This window comes from Silanimonas sp. (assembly GCF_027531545.1).
Classification (GTDB): Bacteria; Pseudomonadota; Gammaproteobacteria; order Xanthomonadales; family Xanthomonadaceae; genus Silanimonas.
The window spans coordinates 1-13,699 of sequence record NZ_JAPZSC010000006.1; the positions used below are offsets into that span (position 1 = coordinate 1).

A 13,699-nucleotide genomic window follows, 5' to 3' on the forward strand; every position below is an offset into this window, starting at 1 on the left:
GACCTTCCATGAAGCGGCGTCGGGGCGCGTCTACGCGGCCTACGGTGGCGTCTACATCGGCCTCGCCATTGCCTGGCTGTGGATGGTGGACGGCATCAGGCCGTCCCTTTGGGATGTGGCGGGCGTGAGCCTTGCCTTGGCGGGGATGGCAGTGATCGTGATTCAGCCGGCTAGATAAAATGAGTGTCCGAACATGCCAATAGCAGACTTCGCGAGGCGTGTTTCTTCTTTCTCAGGGCGGATTTCAAAGAATTTCAGCCACGTATTACCCACTTGAAGCGGGGGCTCCGCTTCCCGGCTTTGCACTACGGAGTCAGTGCGCTTAGCGGAGGCATCCACGTGCCATCCAGCAAGCTCGAAGCGATCTACTGCGTACTCGTCGTGGCGACGGCGGTCATCGTCGGCATCGTGAAGTGTGCGCAGTGCGGTCCCATCCTAAGGGACTAGTTCATCCAACCATGCGGCACAGCGAAGAGGCCCGGGCATTGTCCCGGGCCTCTTCGTTTATGCCGTCCAGAAACTCAGGAGAGAAACAATGCATCTGGTACAGACCATGGCCTACGCCGGGGAGAAGCCCTGGCACGGCATCGGTAACCGGCTCGCTGCCGGGCAATCCATCGAAGAGTGGCGTCGCCAGTCGGGCATGGACTGGGCGATCGAGGAGTCCGAGGTTCGCTACATCACGGGCAACAACAACGTGGGCGTCATCAATGCCTTCCCAGAACAGAAGGTGCTCTATCGCTCGGACACCAAGGCGCCGCTCGCGGTGGTGAGCAAGCGCTTCAAGGTGGTCCAGCCGGGCGAGATCCTCGAGTTCTACCGAGACCTGACGGCCGGCAACGGCTTCGAGCTGGAGACGGCCGGCGTGCTCCGTGAGGGGAAGAAGTTCTGGGCGTTGGCGCGCACCGGGCAGAGCGTGACGCTCAAGGGGCGGGATCGCGTCGATGGCTACCTGCTACTCGCCACGGCCTGCGACGGGACGCTGGCAACGACCGCCCAGTTCACGTCGGTGCGCGTTGTCTGCAACAACACCCTGTCGATCGCTCTGGGCAACAGCAGTGGGGCCATCAAGGTGCCGCACCGCAGCCAGTTCGATCCTGATGCCGTGAAGCGTCAGCTCGGGATTACCGTGTCGGCGTGGGACGGTTTCGTGGCCCGCATGAAGGCGCTCTGCGAGGTGCAGCTCGCGCCGGATGCCGTCGACGACCTGCTCCGCCGTGTCCTGACTTACTCGGTCACCGAGAGCCGGGACGACGTGGTGAACGAGCAGGCGCTTGCCAGCGTCCGTGCGCTGTATGCAGGCGGGGGTAGGGGGGCGATGCTCGCGTCCAGCCGCGGGACGGCGTGGGGCGTTCTCAACAGCGTCACCGAGTACGTCGACCACCATCGCCGGGCGCGCAGCGAGGACCACCGTCGCGAAGCCGCGTGGTTCGGGCAGGGGGCGCAGCTCAAGCAGCGTGCTTGGGACGAGGTGATGGCTGCCGTGAACTAGGCGGGCGTGGGCGGTGGCGAGAGTGAGGCGCTTGCTGACGCAGGCGCCTCACTTGCCTCGCTTCTTCGCGGGTGGGGCAAGGAGCCCGGACAGGGCCTCGGCGAGCCGTGAGCGCTCCTCATCGGGCGCTGCAGCAACCCGTGCAATCGCTTCGGCAAGCGGCGGTGAGGCCAAGAGGGCTCGAAGGGCACGGACCAGCCGCTCCTGCTCAGCCGCGTTGGCGCGCGACAGCTCAAGGATCCCATCGGCCATGGCCGGGTTCTCGGCGACAAGGTAGGCGATGGGGACGTCCAGTACCTCGGCCAGCTTGTCGAGGTTGTCGAAGCCGATGGCCGTGACCTGGTGCTCGTAGCGGTTGATGCGCGACGAGCCTTTGTCTTTACCCAGCCCCATGCGGTCCCCCAGCGCCCGCTGGCTCAGCCCACGCAACTGCCTCGCCTGAGCAAGGCGCGCAGCAAAGAGAGCGCGGGCGGAGGTTTCGGGCACCAGCAAAGGTCGGCATGGAACAAGCCCGAATCATGGCGGCACCCCTATCGGTCTGGCAGACTCTATCCTGAGAATAGAGGGTATCGACGGCCAGTGGGAGTACCCCGCCGTCCGGCAGGGCGGGTCTCGGGAGCGTTAGCGAAATGAAGGAGAAAGAGCGTTGGACGTGAACCCCTACGAGGTGCTGGGCGTTCGCCCCAGCGCCGGGAGTGACGAGATCGAGTTGGCCTTCAAGGGCCGACGTAGCCAGTACCACCCCGACCGATACGCCGAGTCCGATGCCGAGACCCAGGAATGGGCGACGGAGAAGATGAAGGAGGTCAATGCGGCTTACCGCATCCTGACCACGCCTGAGCTTCGCGCACAGTGCGATCAGCGATGGACTCGCCAACGCCCGAAGGCCTCTGAACCGGCAGAGCTGGCAAGTCCCCCAGCGCTGGACTTCGCTTCGGCACTGCTGAAGCCGGCATGGACTTGGTTTCACGACAAGGTCTACGCCAAGCCGAACATTCCGAGAGCAAAGTTCGACGGTGCCAAGGCGTCGTACGCCCCCGCTGTCGCGCTTGAGGATGTGCTGGTCCTCGTCGACGACACGCTGTTCGGCGGAGCGCGCGAAGGGATGCTGGTGACCAAGGATGGCTTGTACGCACGCCAGAAGTTCGAGGACGCCCGCTACATCCGTTTGGACGGCGTCCGGAGCTTGGAGAACGGCGCCTCAAATCGGCTGACGGTCAATGGCGCCAAGTTCTTCGAAGGCGCCTTCGTTGAAGAGGCCGCGATGGACCTTCTCGCCAATCGAATTAGATCCGCGCTGAAGGAATCCCAAGGCGCCTCGGGGGAGAGCAAGGCGAGTCCTGAGGCGAATTCGGCGGACGACTTGGAGTCGCTGCATCGCCTTCATCGACGTGCCTTGACGGAAATGCGGAATCGGCTTGGTGAAAGCACCCTGGTGATCGACCTGCTGATCGACCAGCAGATGCAGAGCCTGCTTGCCTTCTCGTCGACATTGGCTCGCAAGGCGAAGTCGTTGCCTCGGCGTGCCCAAGGGCCGGTTGACGCGGAAGTCGCGGAGGGGATGTTGCCGCTCTTCTTGGCACTCCACTACTTCAGCCTGTCGCAGCTGCCTGACGCATTTCGAAAGGCGCTAGGGAAGGACTTCACCGGCTTCCACGAGGTGAGCGAGGCCTACAAGCACGCCTACCTCTGGCATTTCCGTCACCTGTTCGGGCGTCCTGTTGCAGGAAAAGAGGACGACATCCTCACGATGGCCTTGGCGTTCTTTCACCGCGACGGTGAGGGCCCGGCCGACCTCCGTCTTCCGAGGCGTCAGGTGCTTGAGCACACGCTGACCAGCTTTGGTCTTCACCCCTCCGACGCCGATGGGCTGGTCCAGCGCTTCCAAGACCTCGCCACCGCCTGGATACCCAAGCTCATCGCTTTCCTCGCGGAGTCGGACTGATTCATCGCAATCCCACGAACGCCCGCCTTGCGGGCGTCCCTATTCGTGCGTTCAACAAGGAGTGAGACATGCGGAACAAGTTCATCGGTGCGTACGTCGCCATCGGGCTGCTATTTGCGCTCTACGGCACGTTGTGGGGTCCCTATGCCCACAAGAGCTTCATGTACAAGCTTGGCCGGTCGATTGTTTGGCCGGCGCAGATCATCCCGGGGATCGGTGAGTTGCTCACGATCGTCATCGTGATTGGCGTGATCGTTCTTCTGTCGATGAGGAAGCCCTGATGAAGACGCGTGCTCTCGGCGCAATGACAGCAGTGGTTGCCGCTTCCGCGCTGCTCGCCGGATGTGGGAGCGGCGTGCAAAGCGAGTTCGTCGCTGGATGCAGGGATGGTGGTGCCACGGAGGAAATCTGCGAGTGCATGTACGACAAGCTCGAGGCGCACTACGGATTCGACGCCATGGAGGCCATGCAAACGAAAGGCGTCATGCCTCCTGACTTCATGAACCAAGGGGCGCTTACTGCCGCGCAGTGCCGAGGCATCGATCTCTCGGGCTCCATCGAATCAGCCACAGAAGAGGGGGCGCTTTCGTCGAGCCCGGCTATCAATGGATCGGCAGACGCCGGTCCGGGGGCATCGGCATCGGATCAATCGCTTATCGACCAGGCGATCCAGATCACGGCGAGTGCCGTTTCTGGAGGTGAGTATCGCGACGCGCGGCTAGCGGCTTCAGGCGATGTCAACGCCGACGGTCGGGACGATGCAGCGGTCGTGTTCACCATCGAGGTGGCATCCACCAACACCGCCACCCAGAACCTGGCGGTCTTTGTTCGCCAAGACGACGGGAACCTGCGCTTCGCAGGGTCGACCGTGGTTGGTAGTCAGGGTGGTGCTGCGGTGGGCCGAATGGCCATCGAACAAGGCGCTGTGGTTCTTACGACGCTGAGCCTCGGCCCGAACGACCCCGATTGCTGTCCGTCTGTGGAGGAACGCACGCGCTTCGAGCTGTCGGGCGGTGCTTTGAGGCAAGTGCAGTAGTTCAACCAATCGTTGCCCGCCGGCGAGCGCGGCAGTCGTCCGAAAGGGCCGTCCGAAGGGGCGGCCCTTTTCTTTTGGAGAGCGTGATCATGAAAAATCGAGCGATACGGCTTGTGGACACTCGATCTCTGGATCGAGAGCAATGGCTTGCGGTGCGAAATGGAGGCATCGGCAGCTCGGACGCCGCCTCGGCGGTCGGCTTGTGCCCGTACCGGAGCCCGTTGGAGCTGTGGGCGCAGAAGACCGGCTCTGTGCCGGTAAGCCCGTTGAACGATGACGTGGACTCGCCCACTTACTGGGGCACGGTCCTCGAGCCCCTGCTGGCAGACGCCTACGCCAAGGCGACTGGTCGACGCGTGCGGCGGGTCAATGCGGTGCTCCAGCACCCGACCTTCCCCTTCATGTTGGCCAACCTCGACCGGGAAGTGGTCGGGACGGATGAGGTCCGGATCCTCGAGTGCAAAACGGCCGGCGAGCATGGCTCCCGGAAGTGGCGTGCCGGGGTGCCGGAGCACATCCAGATCCAGGTGCAGCATCAACTGGCGGTCACGGGGCAGGGCGCGGCGGATGTCGCGGTCCTGCTGTGTGGTCAGGAGCTGCAGATCCACCGGATCGAGCGGGACGACGAGGTCATCTCCCGGCTGGTGATTCTGGAAGCCCGGTTCTGGGAACTGGTCACGTCAGGCACGCCGCCCGCGGCAGATGGCTCTGCATCGTCCGCCAAGGCGCTCCGGGAGCTGTATCGGGGCTCGGACAGCGTCATCGACCTGGGCGAGCAGGAGGGGCTCCTATCGGCCTTTGGTCGCCTGCTGGCCCTTGGCGCGGAGCTGGACGAGCGCGAGCGGGAAGCGGAGCGCCACCGTCAGGCCATCCAGCAGGCCATGGGTGAGGCGTCGGTTGCGGCCTTTGGCCCTCTCGGTGAAGCGCACTTCAAGCGGGCGAAGGACAGCCTCGTTCTCAACGTCAAGAAACTCGAAGTCGATCACCCGGCGCTTGTCGCCTCCTACCGGGAGAGCAAGCCGGGTGCCCGTCGGTTCCGTCTCGTCACCACCCCCAAGGAGAACCCCCAGTGATCAAGGGTCTTGCCATCACCCCACCCGTCATCGGGCGGATTTCCATCGGCCGCGTTGTGGAGCGCAACGGCAAGCGGCTTCCCGAGAAAGACGACCAGTTCACTCTCACCACCCAAGTGCAGAACCGGGACGGCTGGGCGCTGCATCCGTTAGACGAGCAGCTGCGGAAGGCTACGGACGGCCAGAAGTTGCGTTCGATCCCGGTGCGGATGGTCTTCAACGATCCCGACCTCAACCTGCGCGCCGACTACTCGCTGTTCGACCGCACCAGCGGCCGGCCGCGCTGCGTTGGCAACGGCGAGACGTGCCGACGGATGGGGGAGGGCGGTGTCGAGCGCCTACCGTGCCCCGGGCCGGACGCCTGCGCCTTCGCCATGGGCGACTGCAAGGCCTACGCCCGGCTGAATGTGCTGGTCGGGGACGGTGAAGACGATGCCCTCGGCACCTTCGTGCTGCGGACCACCTCGTTCAACACCATCCGGACGCTGGCCGCCCGGCTGCAGTACTTCAGTGCCGTCTCCGGCAACCGCTTGTCCTGCATGCCGCTGGAGCTGAAGCTGCGCGGCAAGTCGACCACGATGAGCCACCGCTCGGCGATCTTCTATGTCGATCTGGTGGTGCGCTCCGGCATGACGCTGGAAGCGGCCATCAAAGTGGCGCAGGAGCGAGAGGAGGCGAGGCGGGCGGCCGGGCTGGATCAGGCCGCCTTGGATGAGGCTGCTCGGCAGGGCTTCGCCAACGGCGCGTTCGAGGATCTGGCAGAGGACGTGCCGGCCATCGCCGAGGAGTTCTTCCCGGCGGAGTCTCTCGGGGGCACCGAAGGGCCGATCCCTGTTCCGGCGACGGGCCTTCGCGGGCGCCTTGAGGGCCAGTTGCAGCGGCAGGTTCAGGCATGACCAGTGAGGTCAGACGTTACCGCTACGGCTTGGACGCCAAGGCGGTCGAGTGCGTCGAGGATGTGCTCTCGAACGACGAGAACAGCACGAATGCTGAGCTGGCGGAGTACTTCCAGAAGCAAGGCCTGAGCCGATTGCAGGCGGAGTCGGTGATGTGTCATCGGGAGGATTACTTGCTAAACATCTACCGCACGGGCGAGGGTCCGTTGCGCGCGAGTCAGCACCGGTGAGGCGCACGGCATGGGGAATGACGTAAACGCTTACGCGTGTAGCGTTGGCTGTCTGCCTGCCTATGCGATGGTTCGACATCGACAAGAAGAACCGGTCACGACCAATGGGGAGCCTCCGGGCTCCTCATTGGTCTGAGCGTTAATTTTTTTTGCCCTAGCGGCTTGTTGTCTTTACAAGCTGTGTGTCTGTTGGACCGATTTGCACCGCCCATGGATACGCTGGTGATGCTGTGCGATCGTACTGATAGCACGCAATCTTGGGCATGTTGCGACGATCGTAAGAGCGCCCAAGACGAATCGCCAAGCTGCTCGGCGCTGCGAGAATCAACGAGATCTGCTCGACACCGCTATTGCCAAGGCTTGCGATAGTCGAAACGAATTGCGAGGCCAATGCGCTCTGCTTCGCGTCGGACCAGAGTGTTTCGGGAAGCGGGTTGGGCAGCGACAACGAGACTACCGGTGTGTCGCCAAACGTCTTCTTGATGGCTGTTGCGTTGGTGAGATAGGACGCAGAAACCGAAAGCACAACGTGCGACGTTTCGGGATGCAATTGCTCGATCCCCGCTAGGCTAAAGCGTTCGCCATCATCTGGCTCATCCAGTCGTCTCCATTTGCTGCTCGTTCGATCCCAATCCATTGGTGTGATCGCGCCCTCATCGTCGATGAGCACCCCAGCGATAAAGAGAAGAGGAACTTGGAGGACGCCCGCAGCGACCAGGCTAACGTCCTCAGGTTTGCGAGAGCCGCGAAGGCTACGAAGCTGTTCTGGAATTCTCAGAACCTTCGCGAGCGCGTGCTCAATTGATCCAGACACGGCCAGCTCTCGGACGTCGACAACTCCGTCAATTCGCTGGCCAATCAGGTCTCGAGGAACAGACCCAAGCAGTGGCTTGTCAGACGTATCCACAAGCCCTCGAAGCTCCAAGGCCAAAACGGCACGTCGCTCGGACGCGGCTCTGGTTGCACACCAGTCACTGATCGACATGTAGGCGCCAGAAAATGCCAGTGCCAAGCCGACCAGAAACGCAATAACCAACCAGTAGAACGGTAGCCCTTCGCTCGTGGAGAAGGACCCGAGAAACCCAAAGGGTCCCAAAGACCCGCTGATCCCAAATCTCCATCCGCCGCCTACGGCAGCTGCAATGATCGGCACGCCCCCCAAAATCAGCGTGCGACTCGGGTGTCGACGACGGGTAACCCACTTGAAGAGCGTCGAAATCCATCTCTTTGAACTTGAGTTCCAGCTCATTTCAGCCTCGAGATCAGGGGTGGACTGCCTTTGGTATTTGCGCGTGATCGCTCGCGCTTGTCGAGCGGCTGCAAGTCGACGGTCGGTACGGATGGGCGCGGCGGCGCGGTATTCCGAATCCAGTCTAGAACGTTCTTGGCCTGTTCCACGTAGAACGGCCTTGGCGCCAGTTCTCGGAAAGGGGCGAGCCGCACATGCATTGTGCATCTCGCGAGGCGCCGCCCGCAGCTACAGGGGCAGGGCCGCTTGTTTGCAACACGCTTGCGTTTTCCGAGCAGCTGAAGCGTTGTCGCAACCTTGGATGCCCCGACGACAGAGAAAAGGCGCTCGTAGTCATGCACAAGGCCCTGCGCACCGTGCGCAAGTTCGTCGAAAGGGAGCCCTGGCAGGCCTCGTTCTCGCCAAGAGGCGGCGTAAAGGAATGGGACGACGCACTTCTCGACGAAGTCGATGAGCGTCGGTTTTGGCCCGAGGACCTGCATCACCTTGAGCGGTGATCCCAGACAGAGGTCGCCGGAGGGATTTACGTGGTTCTCCGCAACAGCCGGTATTCGCTTGTCGTCCTCAAACACCTTTGGCAACGCGATCGTTGGATCGAGCGAGAACTCAACTCGAATCCGATACTCGTCTGCAATGGTCGGTTTGCCGGGCGCCGAGGCTTCGAAGCGAAGGCGGCCAGCAAGTACGGCCACCTTGCATTGACTAGTGGGACGTCGCCGAAAGCCCGGGAAGGCAGTCAAGAGGGCGGCGATGTCCGATTCCGTGAAGTGCATTAGCCCCGAGCGCGCCACGGAGCGGGGGCGGATTGAATCGATACGGCGCGGGGAGCCGGGCTTGTGCTTGAACCACCCGCTAGCGCTCTTGCGTCGTCCGGTTGTAGGGAAACCGAAAAAGCATCGTTTGCGATCTCCATGAGCTGCTGCGGTACGTCAACGGACTTCCAAGCCGAGAAATCTCGTCTCGCTGCATCAATCCAGTTGAAGAAGTTGTGCCTGAGCGGGCAGTTCGACCCGGTCCACCGATCGGCAAAGTTCTCGTTTGCATTGATCGGGTTCAAGATCTGCGTGACTCGATTCGCTCGAAGCTGTTCCAGTCGCTGCAGCGTCCGGTCGAGCGTCATTTCGAGTGACTCTCCCGCGAAGCAAGCCTGTCCAGCGATGGTCGTGATCAAGATCGACGCAGGCTTCAAGTCAGGCGCATCAGCAAACATGACGTCCCGATGCCTCTTGAGAAGCTGAACGACCTGCTGAAGGGGCTGGAGCGCGCGGAACACTGGGACGGCATCGACTTGCGCCCGCTCCAACAGTGCACGGGGCCCGCCTGCCTCTATTCGGGAAAGGAACCAACGCTGGTAGCCACCTGGGTTGCTGGATGGCCAGTTGAGGGTTCTCTTCTCAAACTCAGGATGCTGATCATCAGTAATCCAGATCGCTCGTTGAGCGATCTCATTCGCCAACGATCGGTCCAGCCCTGCGTTGCTCATTCTCTCTGCAAGGATCGCCCGGTACTGATCGTCCGCACGGAGTGCCGGTACGACGTCCATGTGAAAGGCGAGCGCATCTTGGTAACTCAGCCGCCAGCAGCGGTGCTTCGATTCGAGCGGGCTATGGATTCCTCGCGCGTTTCGGTAAGCCTCAAGCTCGACTCGTACCATTCCCTTGAGTTCAGACTGCGAGCATGAGTTTCGAGAAACACCCGTACGCAGCTTGCAGCTGAAATCGAGGTCGTATTCCTCCTTTGGGTTCACCGGCCTTATGGCCGTACCGAGGGCAAACGAGCCCTGCACGAAGATGTGCACATCAAACTTCGAGAGGATTGACTCGGGTCGTGACATCCAGCTCGACAGGTCAACATATCGACGCTCTGCACGTTCGTATGCGCCATCAGGCAGGTCAATATCTGTCAGCAGCGCTTCAAGCCGTGATGTCCGTTTCGAGTTGCTCATCGTGTCCTCATGCTTCAGGTCCGCGGCCTTGAATGCGTGGTCAGCGACGTCCGCGTCAGTCGCATCGCTACCGAATGTCAGGTGGTTCGTGCGTCATTGCCTCAGCATCGAATGCTCTTCGCCCGTACCTGTGGGCCAAGGCGCGTTTTCGCAAGGGGCATCATCGACCTCGCCAGTCTCAATCCTTGAGACAGGGCTTCCTCGCTGCTGGTACCGCGCGCTATTGCTAGGCGCCTCGCGGCACGGCTTCGGAGCGTCGGCCGTGCGCAATTCCCTGCGGAGGGCGAAAAGGTGCCGAACCCCTCCGAGAAGCGCCCTGAATGAGACAAAATGCGGAGATTCTCGGCCCCTGCCCGAACGGACTCTCCCGGCATGAACCAAACCAACCTTTCCGCCTTCATCTGGTCGGTTGCCGACCTGCTCCGGGGTGACTACAAGCCCCACGAATACGGCAAGGTCATCCTGCCCTTCACGGTCCTCCGCCGCCTGGACTGCGTTCTGGCGCCCACCAAGGCCAAGGTGCTGGCCGAGCTGGAGGCCAAGACCAAGCTTGGGGTGAACCCCGACCCCTTCCTGCTACGGGCGGCAGGCCAAAGCTTCTACAACACCTCGGCGCTGGACCTGGCCAAGCTGCTGGGCGACCAGGACCACATCAAGCAGAACCTCTACAGCTACCTGCAGGGCTACTCGCCGGCGGCGCGGGACATCTTCGAACGCTACGACTTCGCCAGCCAGATCGAGCGATTGGCCAAGGCCAATCTGCTTTATTTGGTCACTGAGAAATTCACGACAAACATCGACCTCCACCCGGACAAGGTCGACAACGCCCAGATGGGCCATGTCTTCGAGGAGCTGATCCGGCGCTTCGCCGAACTCTCCAACGAGACGGCGGGTGAACACTTCACCCCGCGTGAAGTCATCAAGCTGATGGTCAACCTCGTCTTTATCGAGGACGACGACGTGCTGGCGCCCGGCAACGCCGTGGTGCGCACCATCTACGACCCGACAGCGGGTACCGGCGGCATGCTCTCTGTGGCCGCCGAGCACTTGGCTGAGCACAACCCCGCGGCGCGCTTGACGCTGTTCGGCCAGGAACTCAACGACGAGTCCTACGCCATCTGCAAGGCCGACATGCTGATTCGCGGCCAGGCCGTGGAGAACATGATCGCTGGCAACACCCTCAGCGAAGACGGCTTCCCGAAGAAGACCTTCGACTACATGCTGGCCAACCCGCCGTTCGGCGTGGAGTGGAAGAAAGTCGAGAAAGTCGTCCGGCAGGAGCACGAGCAGAAGGGCTTCGATGGCCGCTTCGGCCCCGGCCTGCCGCGGGTGTCGGACGGGTCGATGCTGTTCCTGCTCCACCTCGTGGCCAAGATGGCGCCCGTGGTGGACGGCAAGGGCGGCAGCCGCTTCGGCATCGTGCTGAACGGTTCGCCGCTGTTCACGGGGGGCGCGGGAAGCGGCGAGAGCGAGATCCGCCGCTACCTGCTGGAGAACGATCTGGTCGAGGCAATCATCGCCCTGCCGACCGACATGTTCTACAACACGGGCATCGCCACCTACGTCTGGATTGTCTCAAACAAGAAGCCCGCCGCCCGCAGGGGCTGGCTACAGCTGATCGACGGCTCGCACTTCTGGCAGAAGATGCGCAAGAGCCTGGGCAGCAAGCGCAAGGAGATGAACGACGAACACATCGCCACGGTGACGCGCCTGTTCGGCGAGTTCGCCGAGGCCGACCTCGTCACCCTTTTGGATGCTGCAGGCAAAGAGGTGGGGCGCGAGGTGGTGGCGCGGGATGCCGCCGAGCCGGCCGCGCCCGAGGGCGGTAAGACCAAGCGCGCGCCGCTGGCCCGTCATTTCCGCAACGAGGCCTTCGGCTACACCACGATCACCGTCGAGCGCCCGCTGCGCGATGAGACGGGCAAGGTGGTGGTGCTCGAGAAGGGCAAGCAGAAGGGTCAGCCGCAGCCCGACAGCAACCTGCGTGACACCGAGAACGTTCCGCTGGGCGAGGACATCCGCGCCTACTTCGAGCGCGAGGTGCTGCCGCATGCGCCGGACGCATGGATCGACGAAAGCAAGAGCAAGGTCGGCTACGAGATTCCGTTCAATCGGCACTTCTACGTGTTCGAGCCGCCGCGCCCGCTGGAGGAGATCGATGCTGAGCTGAAGGCCGTGTCGGCCAACATCCTGCGGATGCTCGGGGAGTTGGCGGAATGAGGTTGCCGAAGTACCCCGCCTACAAGGACAGCGGCGTCGAATGGATCGGCAATGTGCCATCGCATTGGGAGATCGGGCCCCTTAAGCGGCTTCTCGATCTCCAGAACGGCGCAGACCACAAGGCCATCGAAACCGATGATGGCGTCCCGGTCATCGGTTCCGGTGGAGCGTTCGCATTTGCCTCGATGGCTATGTTTGATGGCGAATCGGTTTTGCTTGGCCGAAAGGGAACGATCGATCGCCCGATCTACGTCAATGGGCCCTTCTGGACCGTTGACACGATGTATTGGTCGAAGGTGAATCCTGGGGTTTCAGCGAAGTTCGCGTACTACTCAGCGACCACGATTCCTTTCGGCTACTACTCAACGAATACGGCCTTGCCCAGCATGACCAAGGCGGCGTTGAATGCACACGCTGTCGCATGCCCAGCGTATGACGAGCAGTCCGCCATCGCCGCATTCCTTGACCGCGAAACCGCCAAGATCGACGCCCTCATCACCGAGCAGGAGCGTTTGCTTGAGCGGCTCGCCGAGAAGCGCCAAGCCGTCATCTCACATGCGGTGACCAAGGGGCTCAATCCCGATGCGCCGATGAAGGATTCGGGTGTGGCATGGCTGGGAGACGTTCCGGCGCATTGGGGCATTAGGTCGATTTCTTCGGTGAGTACGAAGATCACCAATGGGTACGTCGGCCCGACAAGGGATGTACTAGTCGAGGACGGTGTTCGATACCTACAGTCTCTTCACATCAAGGGGAACCGAATTCGGTTTGATGTTCCCTACTTTGTTGGTGACGAATGGAGTCAGAAGCACAGCAAGTCCATTCTTGAAGCGGGTGACGTCTTGATTGTCCAAACCGGCGACATCGGACAGTCAGCCGTAGTTACTGAGGAATTCTCGGGTTGTAATTGTCATGCGCTGATCATTGTTTCGCCCGTTCGAGAGTCGCTCGAAGGTGCTTGGCTTTCCTGGGTTCTCAACTCGCATTTTGGCGTCCAAAGTCTGCTGTCTATTCAGACCGGTGCGTTGCATCCGCATCTGAATTGCGGGAACGTGAAGCAGCTGCTTGTGCCGCTGCCGCCAGTGATTGAGCAGCGACAGATAATCAACTGGCTCGACCGAGAGCTGACTGTGTTCGATGAGCTTTCGGCCGAAGTGATTCGGGGTCTCGGCCTTTTGAGGGAGCGCCGGTCGGCCCTAATTGCCGCTGCAGTCACCGGCAAGATCGACGTGCGAGAGGCCGCCTGATGGCCCGCCGCTACCGCCGCTCCTCATCGCCTGTAAGTGATGTCGCCGCGTCGTCGCGCCGTGGCCCTTGGTGGAAGCCGCTCGCCATCGGGGTATTCGCTTTTCTGCTGTTTGGCGTTGTGTATCCGCTAATCGTCCTCCATCTGCTCGCGGATGCGGACGCCGGCATCCTCCGCCCTGTGCTGGATCAGGTGCTCGGCCGCCAGTGGCACCGGGCGTTCCTGATTGGCACCGCCTGCTTGTTGCTCGGCGCCGGACTTTCAGCGTGGAAGTATTGGCGGCAGGAGGCCCTGAGTCACGGCCAGTTGCAGGACGCCTCGTTCCTGTCGCGCCTGCTGGCGCGGTTCATGACCTGAGTGAGACAGT

At 62.0% G+C, this 13,699-nt stretch carries 14 protein-coding genes and 1 pseudogene; 12 read left to right on the plus strand and 3 right to left on the minus strand.

Features of this window, described 5'->3' with window-relative positions:
- Together O9280_RS04365 and O9280_RS04370 are read left to right on the plus strand one after the other, a co-directional pair.
- Positions 1-178: pseudogene (locus O9280_RS04365) on the plus strand (hypothetical protein); the annotation flags it as partial.
- Positions 179-535: 357 nt separating this feature from the next.
- Positions 536-1,492, plus strand: a complete 957-nt coding sequence (locus O9280_RS04370; protein ID WP_298339284.1) for a DUF932 domain-containing protein — start codon at positions 536-538, stop codon at positions 1,490-1,492.
- Positions 1,493-1,540: 48 nt separating this feature from the next.
- Here the strand turns inward: O9280_RS04370 and O9280_RS04375 are convergent, their stop codons facing one another.
- Positions 1,541-1,978, minus strand: coding sequence for a helix-turn-helix transcriptional regulator (locus tag O9280_RS04375; RefSeq protein WP_298339286.1), 438 nt, complete (start codon positions 1,976-1,978; stop codon positions 1,541-1,543).
- 166 nt (positions 1,979-2,144) lie between these two features.
- Here O9280_RS04375 and O9280_RS04380 point away from each other — a divergent pair, with 166 nt between their 5' ends.
- The 6 genes from O9280_RS04380 (at position 2,145) to O9280_RS04405 (ending at position 6,672) form a co-directional block, all read left to right on the plus strand.
- The gene (locus O9280_RS04380) at positions 2,145-3,437 is read left to right on the plus strand and encodes a DnaJ domain-containing protein (protein ID WP_298340598.1); all 1,293 of its coding nucleotides are present in this window, start codon (positions 2,145-2,147) and stop codon (positions 3,435-3,437) included.
- A 68-nt stretch (positions 3,438-3,505) separates the two neighbouring features.
- Positions 3,506-3,718, plus strand: coding sequence for a hypothetical protein (locus O9280_RS04385; RefSeq protein WP_298339288.1), 213 nt, complete (start codon positions 3,506-3,508; stop codon positions 3,716-3,718).
- On the plus strand, positions 3,718-4,473 hold the full coding sequence (locus tag O9280_RS04390; RefSeq protein ID WP_298339291.1) for a hypothetical protein: 756 nt from the start codon (positions 3,718-3,720) through the stop codon (positions 4,471-4,473). The genes O9280_RS04385 and O9280_RS04390 overlap by 1 nt, the downstream gene beginning before the upstream one ends.
- An 89-nt stretch (positions 4,474-4,562) precedes the next feature.
- Positions 4,563-5,546, plus strand: coding sequence for a lambda-exonuclease family protein (locus O9280_RS04395; protein WP_298339293.1), 984 nt, complete (start codon positions 4,563-4,565; stop codon positions 5,544-5,546).
- A complete protein-coding gene (locus O9280_RS04400; protein WP_298339295.1) occupies positions 5,543-6,442 on the plus strand; it encodes a hydrolase or metal-binding protein in 900 nt (299 codons plus the stop codon). Before O9280_RS04395 ends, O9280_RS04400 begins: the two co-directional genes overlap by 4 nt.
- Positions 6,439-6,672, plus strand: a complete 234-nt coding sequence (locus O9280_RS04405; protein ID WP_298339297.1) for a hypothetical protein — start codon at positions 6,439-6,441, stop codon at positions 6,670-6,672. Before O9280_RS04400 ends, O9280_RS04405 begins: the two co-directional genes overlap by 4 nt.
- Before the next feature lie 154 nt (positions 6,673-6,826).
- Here the strand turns inward: O9280_RS04405 and O9280_RS04410 are convergent, their stop codons facing one another.
- Positions 6,827-7,921, minus strand: a complete 1,095-nt coding sequence (locus tag O9280_RS04410; RefSeq protein ID WP_298339300.1) for an SAVED domain-containing protein — start codon at positions 7,919-7,921, stop codon at positions 6,827-6,829.
- Between the two features lie 335 nt (positions 7,922-8,256).
- Here O9280_RS04410 and O9280_RS04415 point away from each other — a divergent pair, with 335 nt between their 5' ends.
- Complete coding sequence (locus O9280_RS04415; protein ID WP_298339303.1) at positions 8,257-8,418, plus strand: hypothetical protein; 162 nt, start codon at positions 8,257-8,259, stop codon at positions 8,416-8,418.
- Between the two features lie 275 nt (positions 8,419-8,693).
- Here O9280_RS04415 and O9280_RS04420 read toward each other — a convergent pair whose 3' ends face one another.
- Complete coding sequence (locus tag O9280_RS04420) at positions 8,694-9,866, minus strand: nucleotidyltransferase (protein WP_298339305.1); 1,173 nt, start codon at positions 9,864-9,866, stop codon at positions 8,694-8,696.
- Positions 9,867-10,238: 372 nt separating this feature from the next.
- Here O9280_RS04420 and O9280_RS04425 point away from each other — a divergent pair, with 372 nt between their 5' ends.
- Genes O9280_RS04425 through O9280_RS04435 form a run of 3 tightly spaced genes read left to right on the plus strand, consistent with a single transcriptional unit; the run spans position 10,239 to position 13,689 of the window.
- Positions 10,239-12,086, plus strand: a complete 1,848-nt coding sequence (locus O9280_RS04425) for a class I SAM-dependent DNA methyltransferase (protein WP_298339308.1) — start codon at positions 10,239-10,241, stop codon at positions 12,084-12,086.
- Positions 12,083-13,333 carry a restriction endonuclease subunit S gene (locus O9280_RS04430; RefSeq protein WP_298339311.1) on the plus strand — a complete coding sequence of 417 codons (1,251 nt, stop codon included), beginning with the start codon at positions 12,083-12,085 and terminating at the stop codon, positions 13,331-13,333. Before O9280_RS04425 ends, O9280_RS04430 begins: the two co-directional genes overlap by 4 nt.
- On the plus strand, positions 13,333-13,689 hold the full coding sequence (locus O9280_RS04435; RefSeq protein WP_298339313.1) for a hypothetical protein: 357 nt from the start codon (positions 13,333-13,335) through the stop codon (positions 13,687-13,689). The genes O9280_RS04430 and O9280_RS04435 overlap by 1 nt, the downstream gene beginning before the upstream one ends.
- The last annotated feature ends 10 nt before the right edge of the window (positions 13,690-13,699 follow it).

Bases quoted from the DNA above. Each gene is read 5' to 3' on its own strand.
- O9280_RS04395 (WP_298339293.1), top strand. From the start codon at position 4,563: ATGAAAAATCGAGCGATACGGCTTGTGGACACTCGATCTCTGGATCGA.
- O9280_RS04425 (WP_298339308.1), top strand. From the start codon at position 10,239: ATGAACCAAACCAACCTTTCCGCCTTCATCTGGTCGGTTGCCGACCTG.
- O9280_RS04410 (WP_298339300.1), bottom strand. From the start codon at position 7,921: ATGAGCTGGAACTCAAGTTCAAAGAGATGGATTTCGACGCTCTTCAAG.
- O9280_RS04385 (WP_298339288.1), top strand. From the start codon at position 3,506: ATGCGGAACAAGTTCATCGGTGCGTACGTCGCCATCGGGCTGCTATTT.
- O9280_RS04420 (WP_298339305.1), bottom strand. From the start codon at position 9,866: ATGAGCAACTCGAAACGGACATCACGGCTTGAAGCGCTGCTGACAGAT.
- O9280_RS04430 (WP_298339311.1), top strand. From the start codon at position 12,083: ATGAGGTTGCCGAAGTACCCCGCCTACAAGGACAGCGGCGTCGAATGG.
- O9280_RS04435 (WP_298339313.1), top strand. From the start codon at position 13,333: ATGGCCCGCCGCTACCGCCGCTCCTCATCGCCTGTAAGTGATGTCGCC.
- O9280_RS04370 (WP_298339284.1), top strand. From the start codon at position 536: ATGCATCTGGTACAGACCATGGCCTACGCCGGGGAGAAGCCCTGGCAC.
- O9280_RS04405 (WP_298339297.1), top strand. From the start codon at position 6,439: ATGACCAGTGAGGTCAGACGTTACCGCTACGGCTTGGACGCCAAGGCG.
- O9280_RS04415 (WP_298339303.1), top strand. From the start codon at position 8,257: ATGCACAAGGCCCTGCGCACCGTGCGCAAGTTCGTCGAAAGGGAGCCC.
- O9280_RS04390 (WP_298339291.1), top strand. From the start codon at position 3,718: ATGAAGACGCGTGCTCTCGGCGCAATGACAGCAGTGGTTGCCGCTTCC.